At 46.8% G+C, this 21,528-nt stretch carries 34 protein-coding genes; 30 read left to right on the forward strand and 4 right to left on the reverse strand.

Features of this window, described 5'->3' with window-relative positions; translation table 11 throughout:
* Positions 1-2: 2 nt before the first annotated feature.
* From dsrM to BUR09_RS01320, 3 genes are all read right to left on the reverse strand, one after another.
* Positions 3-1,004 (reverse strand): sulfate reduction electron transfer complex DsrMKJOP subunit DsrM, encoded by a 1,002-nt coding sequence (gene dsrM / locus BUR09_RS01310; protein WP_074215166.1) that lies wholly within the window; start codon positions 1,002-1,004, stop codon positions 3-5.
* A 30-nt stretch (positions 1,005-1,034) separates the two neighbouring features.
* On the reverse strand, positions 1,035-1,571 hold the full coding sequence (locus BUR09_RS01315) for an RsbRD N-terminal domain-containing protein (RefSeq protein ID WP_074215167.1): 537 nt from the start codon (positions 1,569-1,571) through the stop codon (positions 1,035-1,037).
* Between the two features lie 242 nt (positions 1,572-1,813).
* Positions 1,814-2,731: a hypothetical protein gene (locus BUR09_RS01320; RefSeq protein WP_074215168.1), complete on the reverse strand. Its 918-nt coding sequence runs from the start codon at positions 2,729-2,731 to the stop codon at positions 1,814-1,816.
* A 170-nt stretch (positions 2,732-2,901) separates the two neighbouring features.
* On the opposite strand from BUR09_RS01320, the gene BUR09_RS01325 reads away from it, so the two are divergent.
* Positions 2,902-3,663, forward strand: coding sequence for a M48 family metallopeptidase (locus tag BUR09_RS01325; RefSeq protein WP_074215169.1), 762 nt, complete (start codon positions 2,902-2,904; stop codon positions 3,661-3,663).
* 143 nt (positions 3,664-3,806) lie between these two features.
* On the opposite strand, the gene sat is transcribed toward BUR09_RS01325, so the two are convergent.
* Positions 3,807-5,084, reverse strand: a complete 1,278-nt coding sequence (sat, locus tag BUR09_RS01330) for a sulfate adenylyltransferase (protein ID WP_074215170.1) — start codon at positions 5,082-5,084, stop codon at positions 3,807-3,809.
* A 668-nt stretch (positions 5,085-5,752) separates the two neighbouring features.
* Between sat and rpsL the strand changes: the two genes are divergently transcribed.
* From rpsL to rpsK, 29 genes are all read left to right on the forward strand, one after another.
* Positions 5,753-6,124 (forward strand): 30S ribosomal protein S12, encoded by a 372-nt coding sequence (rpsL, locus tag BUR09_RS01335; RefSeq protein WP_020001415.1) that lies wholly within the window; start codon positions 5,753-5,755, stop codon positions 6,122-6,124.
* Between the two features lie 23 nt (positions 6,125-6,147).
* Complete coding sequence (rpsG, locus tag BUR09_RS01340) at positions 6,148-6,618, forward strand: 30S ribosomal protein S7 (protein WP_074215171.1); 471 nt, start codon at positions 6,148-6,150, stop codon at positions 6,616-6,618.
* Between the two features lie 15 nt (positions 6,619-6,633).
* Complete coding sequence (gene fusA / locus BUR09_RS01345; protein WP_074215172.1) at positions 6,634-8,709, forward strand: elongation factor G; 2,076 nt, start codon at positions 6,634-6,636, stop codon at positions 8,707-8,709.
* 733 nt (positions 8,710-9,442) lie between these two features.
* Complete coding sequence (gene rpsJ, locus BUR09_RS01350) at positions 9,443-9,760, forward strand: 30S ribosomal protein S10 (protein WP_010938597.1); 318 nt, start codon at positions 9,443-9,445, stop codon at positions 9,758-9,760.
* Positions 9,761-9,772: 12 nt separating this feature from the next.
* Positions 9,773-10,402: a 50S ribosomal protein L3 gene (gene rplC / locus BUR09_RS01355; RefSeq protein ID WP_074215173.1), complete on the forward strand. Its 630-nt coding sequence runs from the start codon at positions 9,773-9,775 to the stop codon at positions 10,400-10,402.
* 12 nt (positions 10,403-10,414) lie between these two features.
* Positions 10,415-11,035, forward strand: a complete 621-nt coding sequence (gene rplD, locus BUR09_RS01360; protein WP_074215174.1) for a 50S ribosomal protein L4 — start codon at positions 10,415-10,417, stop codon at positions 11,033-11,035.
* Between the two features lie 12 nt (positions 11,036-11,047).
* Positions 11,048-11,338 carry a 50S ribosomal protein L23 gene (rplW, locus tag BUR09_RS01365; protein WP_020001420.1) on the forward strand — a complete coding sequence of 97 codons (291 nt, stop codon included), beginning with the start codon at positions 11,048-11,050 and terminating at the stop codon, positions 11,336-11,338.
* Between the two features lie 3 nt (positions 11,339-11,341).
* Positions 11,342-12,172 carry a 50S ribosomal protein L2 gene (rplB, locus tag BUR09_RS01370; RefSeq protein ID WP_074215175.1) on the forward strand — a complete coding sequence of 277 codons (831 nt, stop codon included), beginning with the start codon at positions 11,342-11,344 and terminating at the stop codon, positions 12,170-12,172.
* A 9-nt stretch (positions 12,173-12,181) separates the two neighbouring features.
* A complete protein-coding gene (gene rpsS, locus BUR09_RS01375) occupies positions 12,182-12,463 on the forward strand; it encodes a 30S ribosomal protein S19 (protein WP_074215176.1) in 282 nt (93 codons plus the stop codon).
* Positions 12,464-12,478: 15 nt separating this feature from the next.
* The gene (rplV, locus tag BUR09_RS01380) at positions 12,479-12,811 is read left to right on the forward strand and encodes a 50S ribosomal protein L22 (RefSeq protein WP_074215177.1); all 333 of its coding nucleotides are present in this window, start codon (positions 12,479-12,481) and stop codon (positions 12,809-12,811) included.
* A 9-nt stretch (positions 12,812-12,820) separates the two neighbouring features.
* Positions 12,821-13,462 carry a 30S ribosomal protein S3 gene (gene rpsC / locus BUR09_RS01385; protein ID WP_074215178.1) on the forward strand — a complete coding sequence of 214 codons (642 nt, stop codon included), beginning with the start codon at positions 12,821-12,823 and terminating at the stop codon, positions 13,460-13,462.
* Complete coding sequence (gene rplP / locus BUR09_RS01390) at positions 13,462-13,875, forward strand: 50S ribosomal protein L16 (protein ID WP_074215179.1); 414 nt, start codon at positions 13,462-13,464, stop codon at positions 13,873-13,875. The genes rpsC and rplP overlap by 1 nt, the downstream gene beginning before the upstream one ends.
* Position 13,876: 1 nt before the next feature.
* On the forward strand, positions 13,877-14,065 hold the full coding sequence (gene rpmC / locus BUR09_RS01395) for a 50S ribosomal protein L29 (RefSeq protein ID WP_020001426.1): 189 nt from the start codon (positions 13,877-13,879) through the stop codon (positions 14,063-14,065).
* A gap of 1 nt (position 14,066) precedes the next feature.
* Complete coding sequence (rpsQ, locus tag BUR09_RS01400; protein ID WP_074215180.1) at positions 14,067-14,333, forward strand: 30S ribosomal protein S17; 267 nt, start codon at positions 14,067-14,069, stop codon at positions 14,331-14,333.
* Between the two features lie 9 nt (positions 14,334-14,342).
* The gene (rplN, locus tag BUR09_RS01405; RefSeq protein ID WP_020001428.1) at positions 14,343-14,711 is read left to right on the forward strand and encodes a 50S ribosomal protein L14; all 369 of its coding nucleotides are present in this window, start codon (positions 14,343-14,345) and stop codon (positions 14,709-14,711) included.
* 8 nt (positions 14,712-14,719) lie between these two features.
* Complete coding sequence (gene rplX, locus BUR09_RS01410; RefSeq protein WP_066851508.1) at positions 14,720-15,043, forward strand: 50S ribosomal protein L24; 324 nt, start codon at positions 14,720-14,722, stop codon at positions 15,041-15,043.
* 11 nt (positions 15,044-15,054) lie between these two features.
* Positions 15,055-15,594, forward strand: coding sequence for a 50S ribosomal protein L5 (gene rplE / locus BUR09_RS01415; protein ID WP_074215181.1), 540 nt, complete (start codon positions 15,055-15,057; stop codon positions 15,592-15,594).
* Between the two features lie 12 nt (positions 15,595-15,606).
* Positions 15,607-15,792: a type Z 30S ribosomal protein S14 gene (locus BUR09_RS01420; protein ID WP_020001431.1), complete on the forward strand. Its 186-nt coding sequence runs from the start codon at positions 15,607-15,609 to the stop codon at positions 15,790-15,792.
* 17 nt (positions 15,793-15,809) lie between these two features.
* The gene (gene rpsH / locus BUR09_RS01425; RefSeq protein WP_074215182.1) at positions 15,810-16,190 is read left to right on the forward strand and encodes a 30S ribosomal protein S8; all 381 of its coding nucleotides are present in this window, start codon (positions 15,810-15,812) and stop codon (positions 16,188-16,190) included.
* 11 nt (positions 16,191-16,201) lie between these two features.
* Complete coding sequence (gene rplF / locus BUR09_RS01430) at positions 16,202-16,738, forward strand: 50S ribosomal protein L6 (protein ID WP_074215183.1); 537 nt, start codon at positions 16,202-16,204, stop codon at positions 16,736-16,738.
* A gap of 14 nt (positions 16,739-16,752) precedes the next feature.
* Entirely contained in the window at positions 16,753-17,109 is a 357-nt protein-coding gene (rplR, locus tag BUR09_RS01435) for a 50S ribosomal protein L18 (protein ID WP_074215184.1), read from the forward strand.
* A gap of 17 nt (positions 17,110-17,126) precedes the next feature.
* Complete coding sequence (rpsE, locus tag BUR09_RS01440) at positions 17,127-17,618, forward strand: 30S ribosomal protein S5 (protein ID WP_020001435.1); 492 nt, start codon at positions 17,127-17,129, stop codon at positions 17,616-17,618.
* An 8-nt stretch (positions 17,619-17,626) separates the two neighbouring features.
* Positions 17,627-17,797: a 50S ribosomal protein L30 gene (gene rpmD / locus BUR09_RS01445; RefSeq protein ID WP_020001436.1), complete on the forward strand. Its 171-nt coding sequence runs from the start codon at positions 17,627-17,629 to the stop codon at positions 17,795-17,797.
* Positions 17,797-18,246, forward strand: coding sequence for a 50S ribosomal protein L15 (rplO, locus tag BUR09_RS01450; RefSeq protein ID WP_074215185.1), 450 nt, complete (start codon positions 17,797-17,799; stop codon positions 18,244-18,246). The genes rpmD and rplO overlap by 1 nt, the downstream gene beginning before the upstream one ends.
* Positions 18,247-18,253: 7 nt before the next feature.
* Positions 18,254-19,567: a preprotein translocase subunit SecY gene (secY, locus tag BUR09_RS01455; RefSeq protein WP_074215186.1), complete on the forward strand. Its 1,314-nt coding sequence runs from the start codon at positions 18,254-18,256 to the stop codon at positions 19,565-19,567.
* A 2-nt stretch (positions 19,568-19,569) separates the two neighbouring features.
* Positions 19,570-20,337 carry a type I methionyl aminopeptidase gene (gene map / locus BUR09_RS01460; RefSeq protein WP_074215187.1) on the forward strand — a complete coding sequence of 256 codons (768 nt, stop codon included), beginning with the start codon at positions 19,570-19,572 and terminating at the stop codon, positions 20,335-20,337.
* Between the two features lie 121 nt (positions 20,338-20,458).
* On the forward strand, positions 20,459-20,572 hold the full coding sequence (rpmJ, locus tag BUR09_RS01465) for a 50S ribosomal protein L36 (RefSeq protein WP_020001440.1): 114 nt from the start codon (positions 20,459-20,461) through the stop codon (positions 20,570-20,572).
* A gap of 18 nt (positions 20,573-20,590) precedes the next feature.
* Positions 20,591-20,962: a 30S ribosomal protein S13 gene (rpsM, locus tag BUR09_RS01470; protein ID WP_074215188.1), complete on the forward strand. Its 372-nt coding sequence runs from the start codon at positions 20,591-20,593 to the stop codon at positions 20,960-20,962.
* A 161-nt stretch (positions 20,963-21,123) separates the two neighbouring features.
* On the forward strand, positions 21,124-21,513 hold the full coding sequence (gene rpsK / locus BUR09_RS01475; RefSeq protein ID WP_020001442.1) for a 30S ribosomal protein S11: 390 nt from the start codon (positions 21,124-21,126) through the stop codon (positions 21,511-21,513).
* The last annotated feature ends 15 nt before the right edge of the window (positions 21,514-21,528 follow it).

The following is a 21,528-nucleotide window of genomic DNA, read 5'->3' on the forward strand; positions in this document are numbered from 1 at the left end:
AACTACTCCTTATCCTCCGGTTTCTTCACTACCGGGAGACCTGCCTCAAACATAGGCACCCTGAACTCGTTTTCGTATTCTTCGTATGTGCGGTATACTTTTTCCGGGTTCCATGGGTTTACGTGCAGCTTCATGCGGCTGTCGTTTGCCATGTTACGGGTCGGACTAAGGAATACACCGCCAGCATGCATAAGCTTACTGAACGGGAAGTACATAAGGAGTACTGCAAGGAAGAACATATGTACGTAGAAAATGCTGCCGATTTTTGCGAGAGCTGCTGTATCCGGTGCGAAGTGGAGCAGGCTCATTACAAAAACTTTAACAGTTGCGATGTCTACTTTGAGGAAGTAGCGCATTGCAATGCCGGTAGCACAGAGACCGAAAATCAAGAAAAGTGGGAAGTAATCGCTCAAAAGAGAGATGTAACGCACTTTCTGATTAAAGAGACGGCGGCCAATCAGGTATGCAAGCGCTACAAGAATCAGTGGACCAGTCATAAACAGACGTGGAGCACCAATCTGCAGGATGCCGTCGAGCATTTCGACACCATTCACGAAGAAAGGTACCGGCTCAGCGAAGAACCTGAAGTGACGTACAAAAATAATAAGGAAAGAGTAGTGGAAGATGAGTGCGAAGAGCCACAGGAACTTAGAGGACCAGTAGACTACGCGGTCGCCTTCGATTGAAACGTTAGTGTTGCGGAACAGGGAGCGGAACAAAAGTACTTCAAGGATCATGCGTCCCCAAACACCCGCTTTATTGGACGGGTTATCGAGGGTGGCAGGCTTAATCCAAGGAAGGGACTTCTGTTGGCCACCTGTAGTAGGAATACAGAACGGAACAGGGCGCTTTGCCCAGTCTAAAATCCGCCATGCGAAACCTACAAGGAATACGGTTACTGCTGTGTAAGGTAAACAAACTGCCAAAACATACTGGAATCCCATCATTGATCCCATCCAGGCAAGTATACCTAAGGCAATAACCGCGAGAAGTGAAATAATCATTCCGTTACCTCGCTGCTAGGCTATTGGTTGTTATGATTCCGGTTCCCCAACCGGTTTCTCCAATATACGTTCTGCTCTCTTCAAGAGCTGAAAGTGCTTCCTTTTGAATTCATCAACGCGCATTCTCTGTACTTTATCTCGGCATTCCGAATAAATACGGAATCCCACAAGTGCCAGAGAATCTATTTTAGATTCTAGTTCCAGAAGATCAGCAAATTCTTCGGACTTAGAAAGTTTGGGGACTATGTGTTTACGGATGATACTTTTTAAAACAAAGAGAACAGACATAGCCTGATCTGCTTCGAATTTCTGGATAGCGCGAACCTGAATCAGTTCGTTAACCGCCGGAGTAACGACGTCGCTGTCTAAATTATCATCCACGAGAGCACCGATAAGAATTGTAGCTGCATTTTTAGTCTTGTTCCCTACAGGGTTTAAAAAAGCATTATCCTGACTGCGCAGGAAACCTACAGTATCGATGTCGTAGGTACCGAAAATGGCAGAAACCCATTCTTCGGTAATCTCTTGTTTATGTTCAGAAAAAATAGCTTGTAACTGGTGTCGCATAGACTTACTTCGCTTGGTCTAAAAGGAATCCAGCGGGAGACCCTATAAAGCGTTTTTCACTATTTGTCCAAGTAATTTGCCAAAAAAAAGTATGACATCAAGGAGTGATAGTGCTTACCCGCTGCCCCTCGGTTTCAAATGATTTTTTTCACATAATGTGATTACATGGTTGCGTCAACACATTCGATTGGATTGGTTGGACAACCAGCCTGCCTGAAAAGAAAATAACTAGGGAATGTTAGTTACTCACAAGGTTCTTCATTGCCTTCTGAACAACCGGAAAAGTCATCAGTGAAATCCAGCACATCCCCTTTGGTTTCTTGCTTTTCTTTATTGGAAAGTAAGGAACGAGGAACGCCGTTTGTAATGAGCACAGGAATGCGACTAACCCCTATGGATGCAAGTTTGGATTTATTTCTAAAAAGATTCCAATGAAGCTCCAGACGGGTCAAAAGTGGCAATCTCACTGAGTCATCAGTGCTGCGAATAGCCCTATTGAAGGCTATGTACATAGAGGTGCCTTCGCTGACTGCTTTTTGCATCAGGAAGATTTTTTCTAAGTCCCCATCGTTTTCAGCAATTGGATAGTACGTGATGTTTGCTGAAGCATTCTGGGAGAGGGTTGGTACTAGCTTTACGCAAGTAGAGCAACTAGGTGAAAAGAAAACCTGAACATCAGACTGCTGCTTGCCATAGATGGCCCATGTGCCGATTTCTTCGTTAACTGTTGAAAATACATTTGGTGTAAAGAGTAGTGCCCACACTACCAGAAGTGGAATAACCAGTGCGGATCGACGCTTTAGAATGGAGCACTGCATAAAGAACAGCAGGAAAAGAATGGCGGCAAAGCCAAGGCATGGGACGCAGGGAGCTGTAAAGATCATCAGCAAAAGAAAACCGAGATCGATAATTACTGCTGTTAAGGCAAGTAATAGGGCTGTGGTTGCAAAGTTGAAAATATTTAGTAGAGCGAGAGTGGTAAATAGTGCCGTACCAATCCACCATAACGAAATTCCGAATACTGAAACGTCCTTAAAAATTTCGCAGCCAGTTGTGATGCAGATAGAGTCTAGATTTTGTGTTGCATTTAATGCACAAAAAATTGCTCCGGCAATGGCAACAAGTGCAGGACCGAATGCAGATCGCTTAGAAAGGGACATGCAAAAATCTCCAGAAGGTTACAGTAGATCGTTGTGTTGTTTTGCCAGAATTCGTAAGAAAGTCTGGCTTGGCTGTGAACTTGATTAGCCGCACGATTTTGGTGACTGTACTGTGATTGCAAATGCGGGTAAAGGGATTAGCTCGATTTTTATGTTTGGGAGGAATTGGTTTGATCTTTAACGATGATGGAACCCTTGAATACACGTTGACTCGCAGTAAGCGTGCGAAACATGTTCGGTTGAAGGTTACACGGTCAAAAGGACTTGAAATTGTGGTTCCAGAGACCTTTAAAACTAAATGGCTTCCATCTATTCTCGAAAAACGTACTGACTGGATTCGTAATGCCGCAAGAAGGCTTGATCTGCCAGAGCGTATAGAAGAACTACCTCCCTTGGTTCCAGAACAAATAGTTCTTCCGTCGATGGGCTATGAGTATAGTATTCAGTCTGTGCCTGCCGTAACAATTTCTGAGAAACTTGTTGATGCAGAAAAGATTATTCGTACGACCACCGGATTGTTGTCAATTGAAACACAACGGGCAGTTTTGCTTCCTGATGTCGTTGCGGAGAGTGAAAAGGTCGAGTTACTTCGCTGTTGGCTTGTACGATGTGGAAAAGAGTACTTGCCGGAATTGTTGGAAGACGTTTCTATAGAGGTTGGAATTCCCTATAAAAAGGTTCAAATACGGCTTCAAAAAGGGCGATGGGGAAGTTGTTCCAGTCGTGGAACAATCTCGTTGAATGCTCGTTTGATGCTTCTGCCGACAGAGCTGTTACGGTATATTTTATTGCATGAATTGGCGCACGTACGTCATCCAAATCATTCAAATGCTTATTGGCGGTATTTGGAGAGTTTGGATTCCAAGGCGTTAGAATATGATGTTTCTATGCGCGATGCATGGAAGTATATTCCTAGGTGTTTTTCGATGTAGCGCTAGAGTTTTTTTATATTGTTCGGTTGTTAGCTGATTAACTTTTAACATAGCTATATATAATGATACAGAATTGGCTGACTTGGAAATAAAAAAGGGGGATCGGATAACCGATCCCCCTTTTATAATCAGCATAGTTAAAGCTACATTGCTTCGCCGGAAGCTGCGCCCTGCATTTTAACTTCAACTTTCTCGGTAAGACCTTCGTAGTATTCGCGAAGGATAACGAGAACTTCGTCACGACCGAAGTGATCTGGGATTTCAGCGCCTTCGGAGAGTGCTTTACGAAGTTTAGTACCGGAAAGGATAACACGATCTTCTTTAGTGTGTGGACAGGTACGGAGAGAAGCCATGCCGTCACACTTGTAGCAGTAGAAGGTCCAGTCAATTTTCATTGGCTTACAAAGAAGTGCTTTGCCTTCATCAGCTGGGGTAGGGATACGATCAAAGATTTCCTGAGCTTCGAAGAGACCGTAGAAGTCACCAACGCCAGCGTGGTCACGACCGATGAGCATGTTGTTAACGCCGTAGTTCTGACGGAAAGTAGCGTGGAGCAGACCTTCACGTGGACCAGCGTAACGCATGTCGAGTGGGTAGCCAGCCTGAATTACGTTGTCTTTTACGAAGTAGTGCTCAACGAGAGTGTCAATAGCCTTTACACGAACGTCTGCAGGGATGTCGCCTGGCTTGAGGTTACCAATGAGGGAGTGGATGAGCACGCCGTCACAAACTTCGATAGCGATTTTTGCGAGGAATTCGTGAGAACGGTGCATTGGGTTACGGAGCTGGAGAGCAGCAACTTCAGACCAACCACGTTCTTCGAACATAGCACGAACTTCTGCAGGACGGAGGTAAACACCTTTGTACTCTTCTGGGTATTCGCCTTCAGAAAGAACTTTAACTGGACCAGCAAGGTTCACTTCTTTCTGAGCCATAACCATTTTTACGCCAGGGTGATCTTCAAGAGCGATTTTCCAGAAAACGTCTTCAGCAGACTCTTCGCCTTCACCTTTGAAAACTTTTTCGCATTCCCATTTTTTGTCTGCTTCGGTCATTTCGAATTTTTCTTCTACTTTCATAGTAGCGAATACGATACCGTCGCGAACGAGAGCGATTTCTTCACCAACTGCGATTGCGTCAGCTTCTTCTTTGGAAGCGTCGAGGGTAACTGGTACAGGCCAGAAAGTGCCGTCTGCGAGAGTGAAGTTTTCACAAACGTTCTTCCAGTCTTCTTTACCCATGAAACCGTTCAGTGGGGAGAAGCCACCGATACCCATCATGATAAGGTCGCCTTTTGCACGAGCGGAGATGTCGAGCTTTTTGAGGCCTTCAGCTTTTTTTACTTCAGCTTCGAGTTCTGCGCCTTCGAGCAGGCAACAAACGAGACCTTTACCACCATGTGGGGCTACCAGTTTAGACATAACTTCCTTCCTCCGGAATATAAAAGTTTGTAACTTGTGAATAACCGATTTGGTTTTTCATAAAGCCAATCTTGTAATCACACTGAGCAGATAGACGATTGCGCTTGTGTCTGTAAAAATTCTGCTTAGTGCTTGAGAATGGTTTGTGAAAAAATAGACAAAAAGTCAAGAGTAAAAAGTCAACTTTTTTAACCCTTGAAAATCAAGTGCTTGAGAGGTTCAGTTGCTGTCAAGAAAAAATAAAATAATAGGGGAAATGTCGTTGCTTGAGAATAATTGTACAAATGAAGGTAAAAAATTTGGTATATTAAGACGTTCGAGAGGGTGTAATTCTTGTGAAAAATAGAACAAGAGGGGTTAATAAAATGATTAGGGCGTTGTTTTGGTTAGCAACATTATTATATGAAAAAAAATAGAAAAAATTACTTGAACCCCATAAGAAAAAGACGTAAGTACCTGATTCGAAATTTCACGGGTCTGACTATCGATGCCGAGCGGGCTGCTGGGCTGCATCGAGTCCCCGTTTGGAATAGATGAGCGGCTAACTAACTTTTAGTTCTCCACTAAAGGTTAGGTAGTGCTTTTGTTGTGATTTGAGTTGCACCACACAACGGGGCTGCTCATCCTGTACTAAGCGAACGACTTTGATTAATTCCTTTGGAGGAAAAATGCCCACTATCAACCAACTTATCCGTAAGGAACGTAAGAAGGTTGTAAAACGTAAGAAAACCCCAGCGTTGCAGGCTTGTCCACAGCGCCGCGGTGTTTGTACTCGTGTTTACACCACTACACCTAAGAAACCTAACTCCGCGCTGCGTAAAGTAGCTCGTGTACGCCTCACCAACGGCATCGAAGTAACTGCCTACATCCCTGGTGAAGGTCATAACCTGCAGGAACACTCTGTTGTTATGATCCGTGGTGGTCGTGTAAAAGACTTACCAGGTGTACGTTACCATATCGTACGTGGTACTCTTGATACCGCGGGTGTTGCAGATCGTCGCCAGGGCCGTTCTAAGTACGGCGCGAAGCGTCCTAAGTAAGTAGTTAATGGAGTAATATAGATATGCCTCGTAAAGGACCCGTACCTAAGCGTGAGATTTTGCCAGATCCAGTATACGGAAGCCGTCTGGCAGCTCGTTTTGTTAACCGTCTGATGCTTGACGGTAAAAAGAGCACCGCAGAAAAAATCTTCTACAAAGCACTCGACGTTCTCGCTGAAAAAACCGGCGAAGATGCAATTCGTGCTTTTGAGAAAGCTATTGAAAATGTAAAACCTCATCTGGAAGTTAAGTCCCGCCGTGTTGGTGGTGCAACTTACCAGGTTCCAGTTGAAGTTCGTCCTGACCGTCAGGTTTCTCTTTCTATTCGTTGGATCATCACCTATGCACGCGGTCGTGGCGAGCAGGGCATGGTTGCACGTCTGTCTGGCGAACTGCTTGACGCGTTCAACAGCCGTGGTGGTGCTGTGAAGAAGAAAGAAGACACCCATCGTATGGCTGAAGCTAACAAAGCTTTTGCTCATTTCCGCTGGTAATCTGAGGAGCTGACTGTGTCTAGTAAAATAGCTGTATCAAAACAGAGAAACATTGGTATCATGGCCCACATTGATGCGGGTAAGACTACCACTACAGAACGTATTCTCTACTACACCGGTGTATCTCATAAAATTGGTGAAACACACGAAGGTGAGTCCACTATGGACTGGATGGAACAGGAAAAAGAGCGTGGTATTACCATTACCTCTGCTGCAACTACCTGTTTCTGGAATGACCATCGCGTAAACATCATTGACACCCCTGGTCACGTTGACTTCACCATGGAAGTAGAACGTTCCCTCCGTGTTCTTGACGGTACCGTTTGTGTATTTGACGCTGTTGCAGGTGTTGAGCCTCAGTCTGAGACCGTATGGCGTCAGGCTGACCGTTACGGTGTACCTCGTATCTGCTTCATCAACAAAATGGACCGTATCGGTTCCGACTACTGGCGTGCAGTAGGCATGATCTCCGAGCGTCTCGGTGCTAAGCCTATTTCTCTCCAGATTCCAATCGGTGCTGAAGACCACTTTGAAGGCATTATTGACCTCGTAACCGGCGATGCTGTTTACTACGATAAAGCTACCAAAGGTGCTGAGTTTGAAGTTAAAGAAGTTCCAGCAGACCTGCAGGACCTCTTTGACGAAAAACGCATGGAAATGATGGAAGCAATTGCAGAAGAAGACGAAGCTCTTCTCGAAAAATACCTCGGCGGTGAAGAACTCACTGTTGAAGAAATTAAATCTGCAGTACGTAAGTCTACTATTTCCCGTTCCATCGTTCCTGTATTCTGCGGTTCTGCATTCCGTAACATGGGCGTACAGCCACTGCTCGACGCAGTAGTTGATTACCTCCCAAGTCCGGTTGATATTCCAGCAATGGAAGGCGCAAACCCAGATAACGAAGAAGAGAAAATCCCTTGTCCATGTGACGACAAAGAGCCTTTCTCCGCTCTCGTGTTCAAGCTTGCTTCTGACCCATACATTGGTCACCTTTCCTTCACCCGTATCTACTCCGGTAAAATTGAGTCTGGTATGACCATTCTTAACTCTAACACCGGTAAAAAAGAACGTGTTGGTCGTCTTCTCAAGATGCACGCTAACAAACGTGAAGAGATCAAAGAAGCATACGCTGGTGACATCGTAGCTGTTGTAGGTCTGAAAAACATCTCTACTGGTGACACCATCTGTGCGATGGATCGTCCAGTAGTGCTCGAGTCTCTCGATATTCCAGATCCAGTTATCGAAGTTGCTATTGAGCCTAAAACAAAAGCTGACCGTGACGCTCTGTCCGCAGCTCTTGCTAAGCTCGCTAAAGAAGACCCATCCTTCCGCGTTAAAGGTGATGACGAAACTGGTCAGACCCTTATCTCCGGTATGGGTGAGCTTCACCTCGACATCATCGTTGACCGTCTTACCCGCGAATTTAGCGTTAACGCTAACGTAGGTAAGCCGCAGGTAGCATACCGTGAAACTATCACTAAGGTTGCTAAAGAAGATCACAAGTACGCTAAGCAGTCTGGTGGTCGCGGTCAGTACGGTCATGTTGTTATTGAAATCGAGCCTAACCCAGAAAAAGGTTACGAGTTCACTAACTCCATTACTGGTGGTGTTATTCCTAAAGAATACATCCCTGCAGTAGACAAAGGTATTCAGGAAGCACTGAAGTCCGGCGTATACGCAGGCTTCCCAACTGTTGACGTTAAAGTAAACCTCGTATTCGGTTCTTACCACGACGTTGACTCCTCCGAGCAGGCTTTCTACATTGCTGGTTCCATGGCAATTAAAGAAGCTTGTAAGAAGGCTGGTCCTCAGATCCTCGAGCCTATCATGGGCGTAGAGGTTGTAACTCCTGAAGAATACCTTGGCGACGTAATGGGTGACCTTAACGGTCGTCGTGGTCGCGTACAGGGTATGAACACCCGTGCTAACGCTCAGGTTATTGATGCGATGGTTCCGCTTTCCGAAATGTTCGGTTACGCAACTGACCTTCGTTCCAAAACCCAGGGTCGTGCGAACTTCACCATGCAGTTCGATCACTACGAGCCTGTACCTAACTCCATTGCTGAAGAAATCATCAGCAGCAAGGGTTAGTACCTGAGTAATCAGGCGATATAATGCTCCGGTCATCGTAAGATGGCCGGAGCTTTTCTGGTTAGAAAGGGTAGGCTAAGTATATTTCAACACCGCATTAAAAAAAATGCGAAAAAGGTGTTGACGTTAAAGCTGGTCTCACATATAAGTCTTTCTCGCTTGAGGCGAACACTGTTTGTTTCAAGCTTCAAAACTCCTCCTCACAAATTTGGAGGTTAAGAATGGGTTGAGCCCATTCTGCTGTTTTTTGACATTTGCAGGCGTTTCTTGATGCTGCATTATGTCGTGCCGTTCCAGCAAAGACCGTGTTTTGCTGTAAGGTGCACATACAATTTAAAGTGTATTTACCACTTGCATCTTGGAACCCCTGCGGGCCCCTTGCGTATATTGTATCTATCAATCATACGCAGGCTAGGCTGACGACATTTGGGCGTTCTTCGCAGATAGTGGAGTAGAGGTCTTTGGATGTTGTCAGGCTGGGTAGGCTTGTCACTCATCACAATTCCCTCTCTTCTTTTCTCCATTATTTACGAAAGACAAATTTCGAACTCAGAACGAGTTCACCTGTCCTCTGTCGTTACTAGGGCAAGATGCATCTGTTTAGCCGTTACTTTACAGAGATTTCATCTTGTACCATCGTGAGGAAATTTCTGCTTATTGCAGTTAGGATCATTCCCCCTCACGGGATGATCACAGGTAAGGGTCTCGTATCCCTAATATGGAGTAATAAACTATGACAACTGTTAGCAGTGATCGTATCAGAATTAAGCTTAAAGCTTACGATTACCGCATCCTTGATAAGGCTGTGGCAGAGATCGTTGATACGGCGCGCAACACGGGTGCAGGGGTTGCTGGTCCAATCCCACTCCCAACAAACATTCACAAGTTCACGGTCAACCGTTCTGTACACGTAGACAAAAAGTCTCGCGAGCAGTTCGAAATGCGCATCCACAAGCGTCTTATGGATATCCTTGAGCCTACTCAACAGACAGTTGATGCTCTCGGAAAGCTCAGTCTACCTGCTGGCGTGGACGTTGAGATTAAACTCTAGCGAGAGGTAATCATGACTGAGAAATTAGGAATCTTGGGCCGCAAGGTAGGCATGACCCGTATTTTCGCTAACGATGGTTCTGCTGTTGCAGTTACTGTTATCGAAGCAGGTCCATGTCCAGTAATCCAGAAAAAAGATGCGGCTACTGACGGATATAATGCAGTACAGATTGCTTTTGGCGATGCTAAAGAAAAGCACGTAACCAAAGCAATGCGTGGTCACTTTGAGAAAGCTGGCCGCGGTCTGTTCCGCAACACTTGCGAAATTCGTCTCGAGGAAGCACCAGAACTGGAAGTTGGTCAGGACATCACTGCAGAGATCTTCGCTGCAGGCGAAAAAGTTCGTGTGACCGGCACTACAATTGGTAAAGGCTTCCAGGGCGTAATGAAGCGCTGGAACTTCGGTGGTATGCCTGCATCCCACGGTCACGAAAAAGTGCATCGTTCCCCAGGCTCCATTGGTCACGCAACATTCCCAGGTAAAGTGTTCAAAGGCAAAAAAATGCCTGGTCACATGGGTAACGTTCGTCAGACCACATCTAACCTCGAAGTCGTCGCTGTTCGCGCCGATGAGAACCTCATCCTGGTTAAGGGTGCAGTACCTGGTCCTAAGAATGGCCTTGTACTGGTACGTAAGCAGTAAAGGGGTACTACAGTGGCTGTTGTAAAATTATACGATCAGAACAAAGCAGAAGCTGGTGAAATCACTCTTGCTCCTGAAGTGTTCGAGGTCGAGGTAAAACCCGAGATCCTGAACCTTGTTGTACGCGCACAGCGTGCAGCTAAGCGTGCAGGTACCCACGCAGTTAAGGGCCGCTCCGATGTACGTGGCGGTGGCGCTAAACCTTGGCGTCAGAAAGGTACTGGCCGTGCTCGTGCTGGTTCCTCCCGTTCCCCAATCTGGCGTGGTGGTGCTGTGATTTTTGGCCCACAGCCTCGTGACTATGGGTTTAAGGTAAATAAAAAGGTTCGTCGCCTTGCTATTAAAATGGCTCTGTCTTCCCGCCTTGCTGGTGAGAATCTCATGGTCGTTAATGGCATCGAACTGCCAGAAGTAAAGACAAAGCTCATGGCTGGTGTTGCTGAGGCACTCGGTCTGAACAAAGCACTCATCGTTGTAAAAGACATTGATGAAAAGCTCGTTCTTTCCGCACGTAACCTCCCAGGCATCACTGTACAGTCTGTTGAGCAGCTGAACGTATACGACGTGCTCCGTCACAAGCAGCTTGTTCTGCTCGAAGGTGCTGTTGAATCCGTTCAGGAACGACTGAAGTAGAGGTAGGGTCACATGAATTATACTAAGATCCTCATCAAGCCGCTTGTATCTGAAAAAGCTACCTTCCTTAAGGAAGAAGCACAGCAGGTTACATTTTTTGTAGCACCATCTGCTAACAAAATTGAGATCAAGAAGGCAGTAGAAGAAGCCTACAACGTAAAAGTTGCAGGTGTTAACGTAGTGAAACGTCGCCCACAGCCTAGAGTGCGTCATGGCCGTACCGTCGGTCAGATCTCTGGCTTCAAAAAGGCGTACGTGACTCTGGCCGCTGGCGAAAAAATCGAATTCTTCGAGGGAGTGTAAGCAATGGCTGTTCGTAAGCTTAAGCCTACTTCTCCGGGTCGTCGCTCCCAGACTATTTCCCTTTTCGAGGAAATCACTCGTAGCACCCCTGAGAAGTCTCTGACTGAAGGCCTGTCCAAAAAAGCAGGTCGCAACAACTACGGTCGTATTACTCAGCGTCGTCGTGGCGGTGGACACAAACGTCTTTACCGTATCATCGATTTTAAACGTAACAAGTTCGATATCCCTGCAACTATTGCACACATCGAATACGACCCTAACCGTTCCGCTCGTATCGCACTTCTGCACTACGCAGACGGCGAGAAGCGTTACATCATTGCTCCAGTTGGCGTAAAACAGGGTGATGTTGTTATTGCAGGTGAAACTGCAGACATCAAACCTGGTAACGCTCTTCCAATGAGCAAGATTCCGGTTGGTACCATCATTCACAACATCGAGCTTGCTCCAGGCCGTGGCGGTCAGTTCTGTCGTGCTGCTGGTGCATATGCACAGCTCGTTGCTAAAGAAGGTAAATATGCTCTCTTGCGTATGCCTTCCGGTGAAGTTCGCAAGGTTCTCTTGACCTGTATCGCAACTGTTGGTCAGGTTGGTAACGTAACTCACGAAAAAATTCGCATCGGTAAAGCTGGTCGTAACCGCTGGCTCGGTAACCGTCCGAAAGTTCGTGGTGTTGCAATGAACCCTATCGATCACCCACTCGGTGGTGGTGAAGGTCGTAGCTCCGGTGGTCGCCATCCGGTTACCCCATGGGGCGTACCTACCAAAGGCTACAAGACTCGCGACAAGAAGAAAGCTTCCAACAAGCTTATCGTTAAGCGTCGCGGTCAGAAGTAGGAGTAGAAAATGCCTAGGTCTCTTAAAAAAGGTCCTTTTGTCGACGACCATCTTCTCCGAAAAGTTGAGAAGGCTCAGGAAAGTGGCGATCGCCGCGTGATCAAGACTTGGTCCCGTCGTTCCATGATTCTTCCTGAAATGGTAGGCCTTACTTTTGCGGTTCACAACGGTAAGAAATTTATCCCAGTATTCGTGACTGAAAACATGGTAGGTCACAAACTCGGTGAATTCTCCCCGACCCGCACTTACTACGGCCATGCTGCCGACAAAAAGAGCAAGGCTAAACGCTAGGGCAGGTGAAGTAATATGCAAGCTCAAGCAACCGCCAAGTTCGTACGCGTATCTACACGCAAAACCCGTCTTGTTGCTAAAAACATCGTGGGTCTGCCAGTAGAAGACGCTGTAAATATCCTTAAGTTCACCCCGAACAAAGGTGCAGCTGTAATTAATAAAGTGCTGCACTCTGCAATCGCCAACGCCGAACAGGTGCCTGGCTCTGATGTGGATGCTCTCGTGGTGAAACAGGTTATCGTCAACGAGGGTCCAACCTGGAAACGCTTTATGCCTCGTGCACAGGGTCGCGCAACTCGCATCCTGAAGCGTACCAGCCACATCACTGTCATTCTCGAAGAAAGTTAGGATACAGTTATGGGACAGAAAGTACATCCATATGGTTTCCGTCTTGGTTTTAACAAGAACTGGAGATCCCGCTGGTTCAGCAAAAAAGAATATCCTGCCTTTGTCTTCGAAGATAGCAAGATTCGTAAGTACGTAAAAAAGGCCCTGTATCATGCAGGTATTGCTGACATTGAAATCGAACGTGCTGGCGGAAAAGTTCGTCTTATTCTTAGCACAGCACGTCCGGGTATTGTCATCGGCCGTAAGGGCGTAGAAATCGAAAAGCTTCGTGCTGATCTTCGTGGCAAATTTAAGCGCGAATTCTCTATCGAAGTAAACGAAATCCGTCGCCCTGAAACCAATGCTCAGCTTGTAGCTGAAAACGTTGCTATGCAGCTGGAACGCCGTGTTGCTTTCCGCCGCGCTATGAAACGCACCGTTTCTATGGCTCGCAAGTTTGGCGCAGAAGGTATCAAAGTGTCTTGTGCTGGCCGTCTGGCAGGCGCCGAAATCGCACGTACCGAATGGTACCGTGAAGGTCAGGTTCCGCTTCAGACTCTGCGCGCTGATATCGACTACGGTTTTGCAGAAGCTTCTACCACTTACGGTATCATCGGTATTAAAGTCTGGATCTACAAAGGCGAAATCCTTGACAGTGAGGTAGGGCAGTAATGCTTCAGCCTAGAAAGACTAAATTCCGTAAGCAGCAGACTGGTCGCCTTAAGGGTAAAGCTACCCGTGGCAACAGCATTGCTTTCGGTGACATCGGTTTGAAAGCGCTCGAACATGGCAAGATCTCCAACCAGCAGATTGAATCTGCTCGTATTGCGATGATCCGTCACATTCGACGCGGTGGTAAAGTTTGGATCCGTATCTTCCCGGATCACGTAAAGACCTCTAAACCTCTCGAAGTTCGTCAGGGTAAAGGTAAGGGTGCTCCATGTGGTTGGTACGCACCTGTTAAGCCTGGTCGTATCCTGTACGAAATCAAGGGTGTTGATATCGAGCTTGCTAAAGAAGCGCTGAAACGTGCATCTTACAAGCTTCCTATCAAGACTACTATCGTGGTTAAGGAGGGGCTCTAGAATGAAAGCCGCAGAACTTAAAAAACTTAGCGTTGAAGAACTCAACACTAAGCTGGAAGAAGCACGCAAGGAACTTTTTGACTTGCGTTTCAAGCATGCAACTGCACAGCTTGATAATACTTCCGGTATTCCTGCTACAAAACGTGCTATTGCACGTATTTTGACCATTTTGAAGGAAAAGGGAGCGTAAAATGTCCGAAGCTATTGAACAGCGGAAGGGTCGCGCGCTCGTTGGTACTGTTGTGAGTGACAAGAACGACAAAACTATTGTTGTTCGCGTTGAGACACTCGTAAAGCACCCTCTTCTTAAAAAGTACATTCGTCGTCGTAAGAAGTTTACTGCTCACGACCCTAACAACGAGTGTGCAATGGGTGATAAAGTAAAAATCATCGAGTTCCGTCCACTCAGTCGCAACAAACGCTGGCATCTCGTTTCTATTTTGGAAAAAGCCGTTTAGGGGTTTGCTATGATTCAGGTAGAATCTACTCTTGAAGTAGCGGACAACTCCGGTGCCAAAAAAGTTGCTTGTATTAAAGTACTCGGCGGTTCTAAACGCCGTTATGCTTCCGTAGGCGACATCATCGTAGTATCCGTGAAAGAGGCTATGCCTCATTCTAAGGTGAAAAAAGGTGACGTGATGAAAGCTGTTGTTGTGCGCACGAAGAAAGAAATTCGTCGCGTAGATGGCACTTACATCAAGTTCGACACCAACGCAGCAGTTGTGCTGAACAAACAGGGCGAGCCTGTTGGTACACGTATCTTCGGACCAGTTGCACGCGAACTTCGCGGTAAAGGTTTTATGAAGATTGTATCCCTCGCACCTGAGGTATTGTAGGAGCAACCATGAAACAGTATCGTATCCATAAAGACGACAAGGTCATGGTAACCTCCGGTAAGGACAAAGGCAAAATCGGCAAGGTTACTAAGATCCTTCGTAAGAAAGATCGTGTAGTTGTCGAAGGTGCAAATATGGTTAAGCGCCATACTAAGGCGAACCCGTATGCACAGCAGCCTGGTGGAATCGTCGAAAAAGAAATGCCTATTCACGTTTCCAACGTAATGGTCATGTGTGGTGCTTGTGCTGAACCTACTCGCGTAGGTTACCGCCGCACCGAAGACGGTAAAAAAGTGCGCTTCTGCAAGAAGTGTAACGAAATTCTTGGGTAGGGTGAAAGACGATGACCCGTCTGAATAAGATCTACAAAGATAACGTGGTGCCGGCCCTGCAGAAAGAGTTCCAGTACAAAGGACCTATGCAGGTTCCCGGGCTGGAAAAGATCTCCCTCAATATCGGCCTTGGCGAAGCAAGCTCTAACAACAAAATCCTCGAAGATGCTGTTGTTGCTCTTACCGCCATTGCTGGTCAGAAGGCCGTTGTTACTCGTGCTAAGAAGTCTATCGCTGCTTTTAAACTGCGTGAAGGCATGCCAATTGGCTGTCGTGTAACTCTTCGCGGTAAAGTAATGTGGGACTTCCTCGATAAGCTCGTTAACTTTGCACTGCCTCGTGTACGTGACTTCCGCGGTATCCCTGATCGTGGTTTTGATGGTCGTGGTAACTTTACCTTAGGTATTAAAGAACACACCATCTTCCCTGAAATGGAAGCAGATCGTGTTGATAATGCCTTCGGTATGAACATCACCATCGTTACTACCGCTTCCTCTGACAAAGAAGGCAAATTCCTGCTTGATCAGCTCGGAATGCCTTTCAAGAAGTAAGGAGAACCAAAGATGTCTCGTAAGTCTCTTGAAGTAAAAGCTGCACGTAAGCCTAAATTTAGTGCACGTGCATATAATCGTTGTCCTATTTGTGGACGCCCACGCGCATTTATGCGTCGCTTCGGCATTTGCCGTATCTGCTTCCGCCAGATGTCTCTGCGCGGCGAGCTTCCAGGCGTTCGTAAATCGAGCTGGTAAGTCACAAGGAGTTTTAGATGCTGACTGATCCTATTGCTGACATGCTTACCCGTGTCCGCAACGCGCACTTGGCCCTTCATAAGGAAGTGAGTGTGCCGCGCTCGAAGATGAAGGAATCCATTGCCTCCATCCTCAAGGCTGAGGGTTACGTAAACGACTACACTGTTGAAGATCGTGAAATTAAGATCACTTTGAAATACGTAAAAGGTAAAGCTGTAATCGCTGGCCTCAAGCGTATCTCTAAGCCAGGTCGTCGTGTTTACGTAGGTGCTCAGGATGTACCATCCGTTCAGAACGGTCTCGGTATTTGTATCCTGTCCACCTCCCGTGGTGTACTAGAAGGAAACGCTGCTAAAGAAGCTAATGCTGGCGGCGAAATCCTCTGCGAAATCTGGTAGCGGGTGCAGTCATGTCACGTATTGGTAAGCAGCCAGTAGCAATCCCTTCCGGCGTTGAAGTTAAGATTGCTGGCGAAGCTATTAATGTAAAGGGCCCTAAGGGCAGCATTTCTACCCCTGTAGAAGCTACCCTCAATTACGAAATTGCTGATGGCAACGTAGTAATTACCCGCAAAGATGAGTCCCGCGTAGCACGTGCACAGCACGGTCTCCGCCGCACTCTCATTGCTAACTGCATCGAAGGTGTAAGCAAAGGCTTCTCCAAGACTCTCGAAGTTAACGGTGTTGGTTACAAAGTTGCGGTAAAGGGAAACAATGTTGAACTTGCAGTTGGGTTCTCCCATCCAGTTTCTATGCCTCTTCCAGAAGGACTCGAGGCAAAAGCTGAGGGTAACAAGCTGACAATTAGCGGCATCGATAAGCAGCTCGTAGGTGAGTTTGCAGCTACCGTTCGTCGTGTTCGTCCGCCAGAACCTTACAAAGGCAAGGGCATTAAATACGATAATGAGCAGATCCGCCGCAAAGCCGGTAAGTCTGCAGGTAAATAGGCAGGTGTAGACAGATGAAGTCCAAGAACGAAAAAAGGTTGCGTCGTAAAGTTCGCATCCGCAAAAAGATTTCAGGCACTGCTGAATGTCCGCGTCTCGTTGTCTTCAGGTCTAACCTGCATATCTACGCTCAGCTCGTGGATGACTGCAAAGGTGTAACCCTTGCAGCAGCTTCCACACTGACTCTTAGCAAAGACGGCGAAGCTCTTAAATCCAACAAGGCTTCTGCAGCCAAGGTTGGCACCGAAATCGCTCGCCTCGCTAAGGAACAGAAAATCGAGCGCGTCGTGTTCGACCGTAACGGCTACATCTATCATGGCCGCATTCAGGCAATTGCTGATGCAGCTCGTGAAGCAGGCCTGCAATTCTAACAGGTATAGGTATAGTCATGGAACAAAACGAACTCGGTTTGATTGAAAAGATTGTCTATCTCAACCGCGTTGCGAAAGTTGTAAAGGGCGGTCGCCGTTTCAGCTTCTCCGCATTGGTTGTAGTTGGCGACGGTCAGGGCAATGTAGGTTTCGGCCTCGGTAAAGCACAGGAAGTTCCTGAAGCTTTGCGTAAAGCCTCTGAGCGTGCAAAAAGAGACATGGTTCAGATCTCATTGGTTGACGGTACCTTGCCTTATGAGGTATTAGGTCGATTTGGCGCTGGTCGTGTACTTTTGAAGCCTGCTTCAAAAGGTACTGGTATCATCGCTGGTGGCCCGGTACGTGCGATCATGGAAGCTGTTGGTGTAACTGATATTCTTGCAAAAGCTATCGGTACCAACAACCCACATAACGTACTCCGTGCAACCATGGCTGGTCTGACATCCCTGCGCAGTGCTGACTATGTTGGCTCTCTGCGCGGTAAGAAGCTCGAAGCTCCTAGGAAGTAGGTATAGCCATGATCAAGGTTAAACTTGTACGTAGCCGGATCGGCTCTCTCCCTAAACAGCGTGCTGTACTGGACGCTCTGGGCCTGAAAAAGATCCGTCAGGAAAAACAGTTTAAGGACAATGCTGCAGTGCGCGGTATGATTGCTAAAGTTTCTCATATGGTGGAGGTTACGGAGTAATGCAACTTCATGAACTTTTCCCATTTAAAGAGGAACGCAAGCAGCGTCGTCGTATCGGTCGTGGCTCCGGCTCTGGCTGGGGTAAGACTGCAGCAAAAGGTCATAAAGGTCAGAATGCTCGTGCTGGTGGCGGCGTTCGTCCAGGTTTCGAAGGTGGCCAGATGCCTCTGGCTCGTCGTCTGCCTAAGCGTGGTTTCTCCAACGCTAAGTTTAAAGCAGTATACGACGTGATCAATCTTGATCGCCTTGTTGAAGCTTTTGAGGGTCAGAACTCTATCTCCCTCGAGGACATCTACGCACGCGGTCTTGCTAAGAACGGTGCAGCTGTAAAAATTCTCGGTCGTGGCGAAATTTCTGCTGCGCTGACTATTGAAGCTCACAAGTTCACTGCTTCTGCACTTGAAAAAATCCAAAACGCCGGCGGCGAAGCCAAGGCGCTTGAAGGGTAGGTAAAACGTGGCGCTCAGTGGTGTTGATAATCTGGCGAAACAGCCAGAACTGAAAAAGAAATTGTTGTGGACCTTCTTCTTACTCGCTGTATACCGTATCGGTATTCATGTACCTGTTCCAGGTGTTGACACAGCAGCGTTGTCTGATTTCTTTGCCAGCGTTCAAAACACCCTGTTCGGCCTGTTTGACATGTTTTCCGGGGGCGGACTTCGTAATCTGTCGATTTTCGCCCTCGGCATCATGCCCTATATTTCTGCCTCTATTATCGTGCAGCTTATGCAGGTAGTTTCACCTGATCTTAAGCGTATGGCGAAAGAGGAGGGGGCTTCTGGTCGTCAGAAGATTACCCAGTACACCCGTTATGGTACAGTTTTGATTACCATTATTCAGGGCTTGGGTATCGCATTTGGTCTGGAAAGTATGACCAGTCCAATTGGCGCACCAGTTGTACTTACAGCCGGATGGGCTTTCCGACTCACCACTATCATCACGCTTACTGCAGGTACCGTTTTGATTATGTGGATCGGCGAGCAAATTACCGAAAAAGGTGTTGGGAATGGTATTTCCTTAATCATCTTCGCCGGTATTATTGCTGGTCTTCCGGGTGCCCTGCTTAGATCCTTCAACCTCGTTGGTGCGGGTGAACTCAGCATTTTTGTTGGTATTATCATCCTTGCCATCATGGCTGCCGTTTTGGCATTCATCGTCTTTATGGAGCGTGGTCAGCGCCGTATCCCTATTCATTATGCTAAGCGTCAGATGGGTAGAAAAATGGTCGGCGGTCAGACAACTCACCTTCCACTGCGAATTAACACCGCTGGTGTTATTCCTCCAATCTTCGCATCCTCATTGCTTATGTTCCCGGCTACAATCGGTACATTTGCACCGGATGTAGAGTGGATTCAGCAGTTCTCAGCATGGTTCGCTCCGCAGACAATTATATATAACATCATTTTCGTAGCTCTCATTGTATTCTTCTGTTTCTTCTATACTGCAATTGTTTTTGATCCAAAAGACATTGCTGAAAACTTGAAGAACTCCGGTGGCTTTATTCCTGGCATCCGTCCGGGTATAAAAACCAAAGAGTACATTGATAAGGTTCTTTCCAGAATTACACTCTGGGGTGCCTTCTACATCGCGGCAATCTGTGTACTTCCTATGCTTCTCATTGCAAAACTCAATGTTCCGTTCTATTTTGGTGGAACAAGTCTTTTGATTATCGTTGGGGTAGCTATGGACTTTATGTCACAGGTTGAGTCTCACATGATCTCTCGCCAGTATGAAGGGCTTATGAGTAAGTCCAAAAAAGGTAGAAAGTAGAAGTGAAAAAATACCGCGGTGTTTTTTTAAAAAATGAGAAAGAAATTGGCCTCCTTCGGGAGGCCAATCGAATTGGTGCTATCATTCTTGACGTCCTGGGTGAACATGTTCGCCCAGGCGTTAAGACTATCTTTTTCCATGAGCTGACAATGAATTTGTGTAAACAGTTCAATGTCAAACCAGCATTCCTTGGTCTCTATGGATTCCCGTATTCTTTATGCTGCTCAATTAACGAAGAAATCGTTCATGGTTTTCCTTCTGATCGCGAGTTGAAAGAGGGCGATATAGTTTCCTTTGATGTTGGTGTCTGCTATGAAGGTTTTTATGGTGACAACGCCAGGACTTTTGCGGTAGGAGCTGTATCGGAAAATGCTCAAAAGCTTATCGATGTAACTCGTGAGTCTCTCATGTTGGGCATCGAGCAAGCTCGTCCTGGAAATAATCTTAATGATGTTTCCAGAGCTATTCAGGAACATGCTGAATCCCATGGTTTCGGTATTGTCCGTCGTTTCGTTGGGCACGGCATTGGTCGTAAGCTTCATGAAAAGCCGGAAGTTCCTAACTTTGTTCCGCAGGGCTCTGCGGGGCTCCCTTTGAAAGCTGGAATGGTTATTGCCATTGAACCTATGGTAACAGAAGGTTCATATGACGTTGATATTCTTGACGACAAATGGACTGCAGTTACTAAAGATAGAAAGCTTTCTGCTCATTTTGAGCATTCTATTGCTATTACATCAGACGGCCCAGTTATTTTGAGTTTGTCTGATTAATTGAGTCAATACTTGTTATTTGTGTTGACTACTTGTGGAACTTGGTGTTACTGACCTCAGTTCTGGGCTTGTTCAAGCTCAGTTTTTGTTGTGTCAGAAGATCCAGACTATGGAGTCAAAGATGAAAGTCAGGCCTTCAGTTAAGAAAATGTGCTCTAAGTGCAAGGTTATCCGGCGCAAGGGCATCCTGAGAGTCATTTGCGAAAATCCCCGACATAAACAGCGTCAGGGCTAAGCATACCAGGAGTAAATTGTGGCTCGAATTGCAGGTGTAGATCTCCCAAGAGGTAAGCGTGCAGATATCGCTCTTACCTACATCTTCGGCATCGGTCGTCATACCGCTCTCCAGATCCTCGACACCGTTGGTGTTGACTGGACACGTAATATTGATGACGTGACTGCAGAAGAAGTTAACGAGATCCGTAAAGTTATTGAGCAGGACTACAAGGTAGAGGGTGACCTCCGCCGTGAAGTTTCTTCCAACATTAAGCGTCTTATGGACTCCGGTTGTTACCGTGGTCTTCGTCACCGTCGCGGTCTTCCTGTGAACGGTCAGCGCACTAAGACCAACTCACGTACCCGTAAAGGTCCACGTCGAGCTGTTGTTGGTAAGAAGAAGAAGTAAGTCCATCCTCATGTAGGATCAGGCGTGGAATCTCTCCCGAGCTAAGGGTGCTTTCAGATGATGCAACTCCTTAGACCCGGCGTATCACGGCTTAGTCATACTAAGCTCGTATGAGGTTCCCAACCCCATCTATCAATTAATCTAGTTGAGAGAGTATAGTTATGGCTAGACCCAAGCGTACGGGCAAGAAAAAAGAAAGAAAGAATATTCCCGTAGGGATCGCCCATATCCAGGCTACCTTCAACAATACCATTATTACCTTTACCGACACCCGTGGTAACGCAGTAAGTTGGGCATCCGCAGGCCAGTCTGGCTTTAAAGGTTCCCGTAAGTCTACTCCGTTTGCTGCTCAGGTTGCAGCTGATACTGCAGCTAAAAAAGCACAGGAAAACGGAATGCGTACTGTCGGTATCTACGTCAAAGGTCCAGGTACCGGTCGCGAAGCCGCCATGCGTGCTATCAACGCTGCTGGATTCAAGGTTGCGTTCATTCGTGACGTAACCCCGATCCCTCACAATGGCTGCCGTCCACCTAAGAGACGTCGCGTCTAATACAAGAGGAGATTG

Source organism: Halodesulfovibrio marinisediminis DSM 17456 (assembly GCF_900129975.1).
In the GTDB taxonomy this organism is placed as follows: domain Bacteria; phylum Desulfobacterota; class Desulfovibrionia; order Desulfovibrionales; family Desulfovibrionaceae; genus Halodesulfovibrio; species Halodesulfovibrio marinisediminis.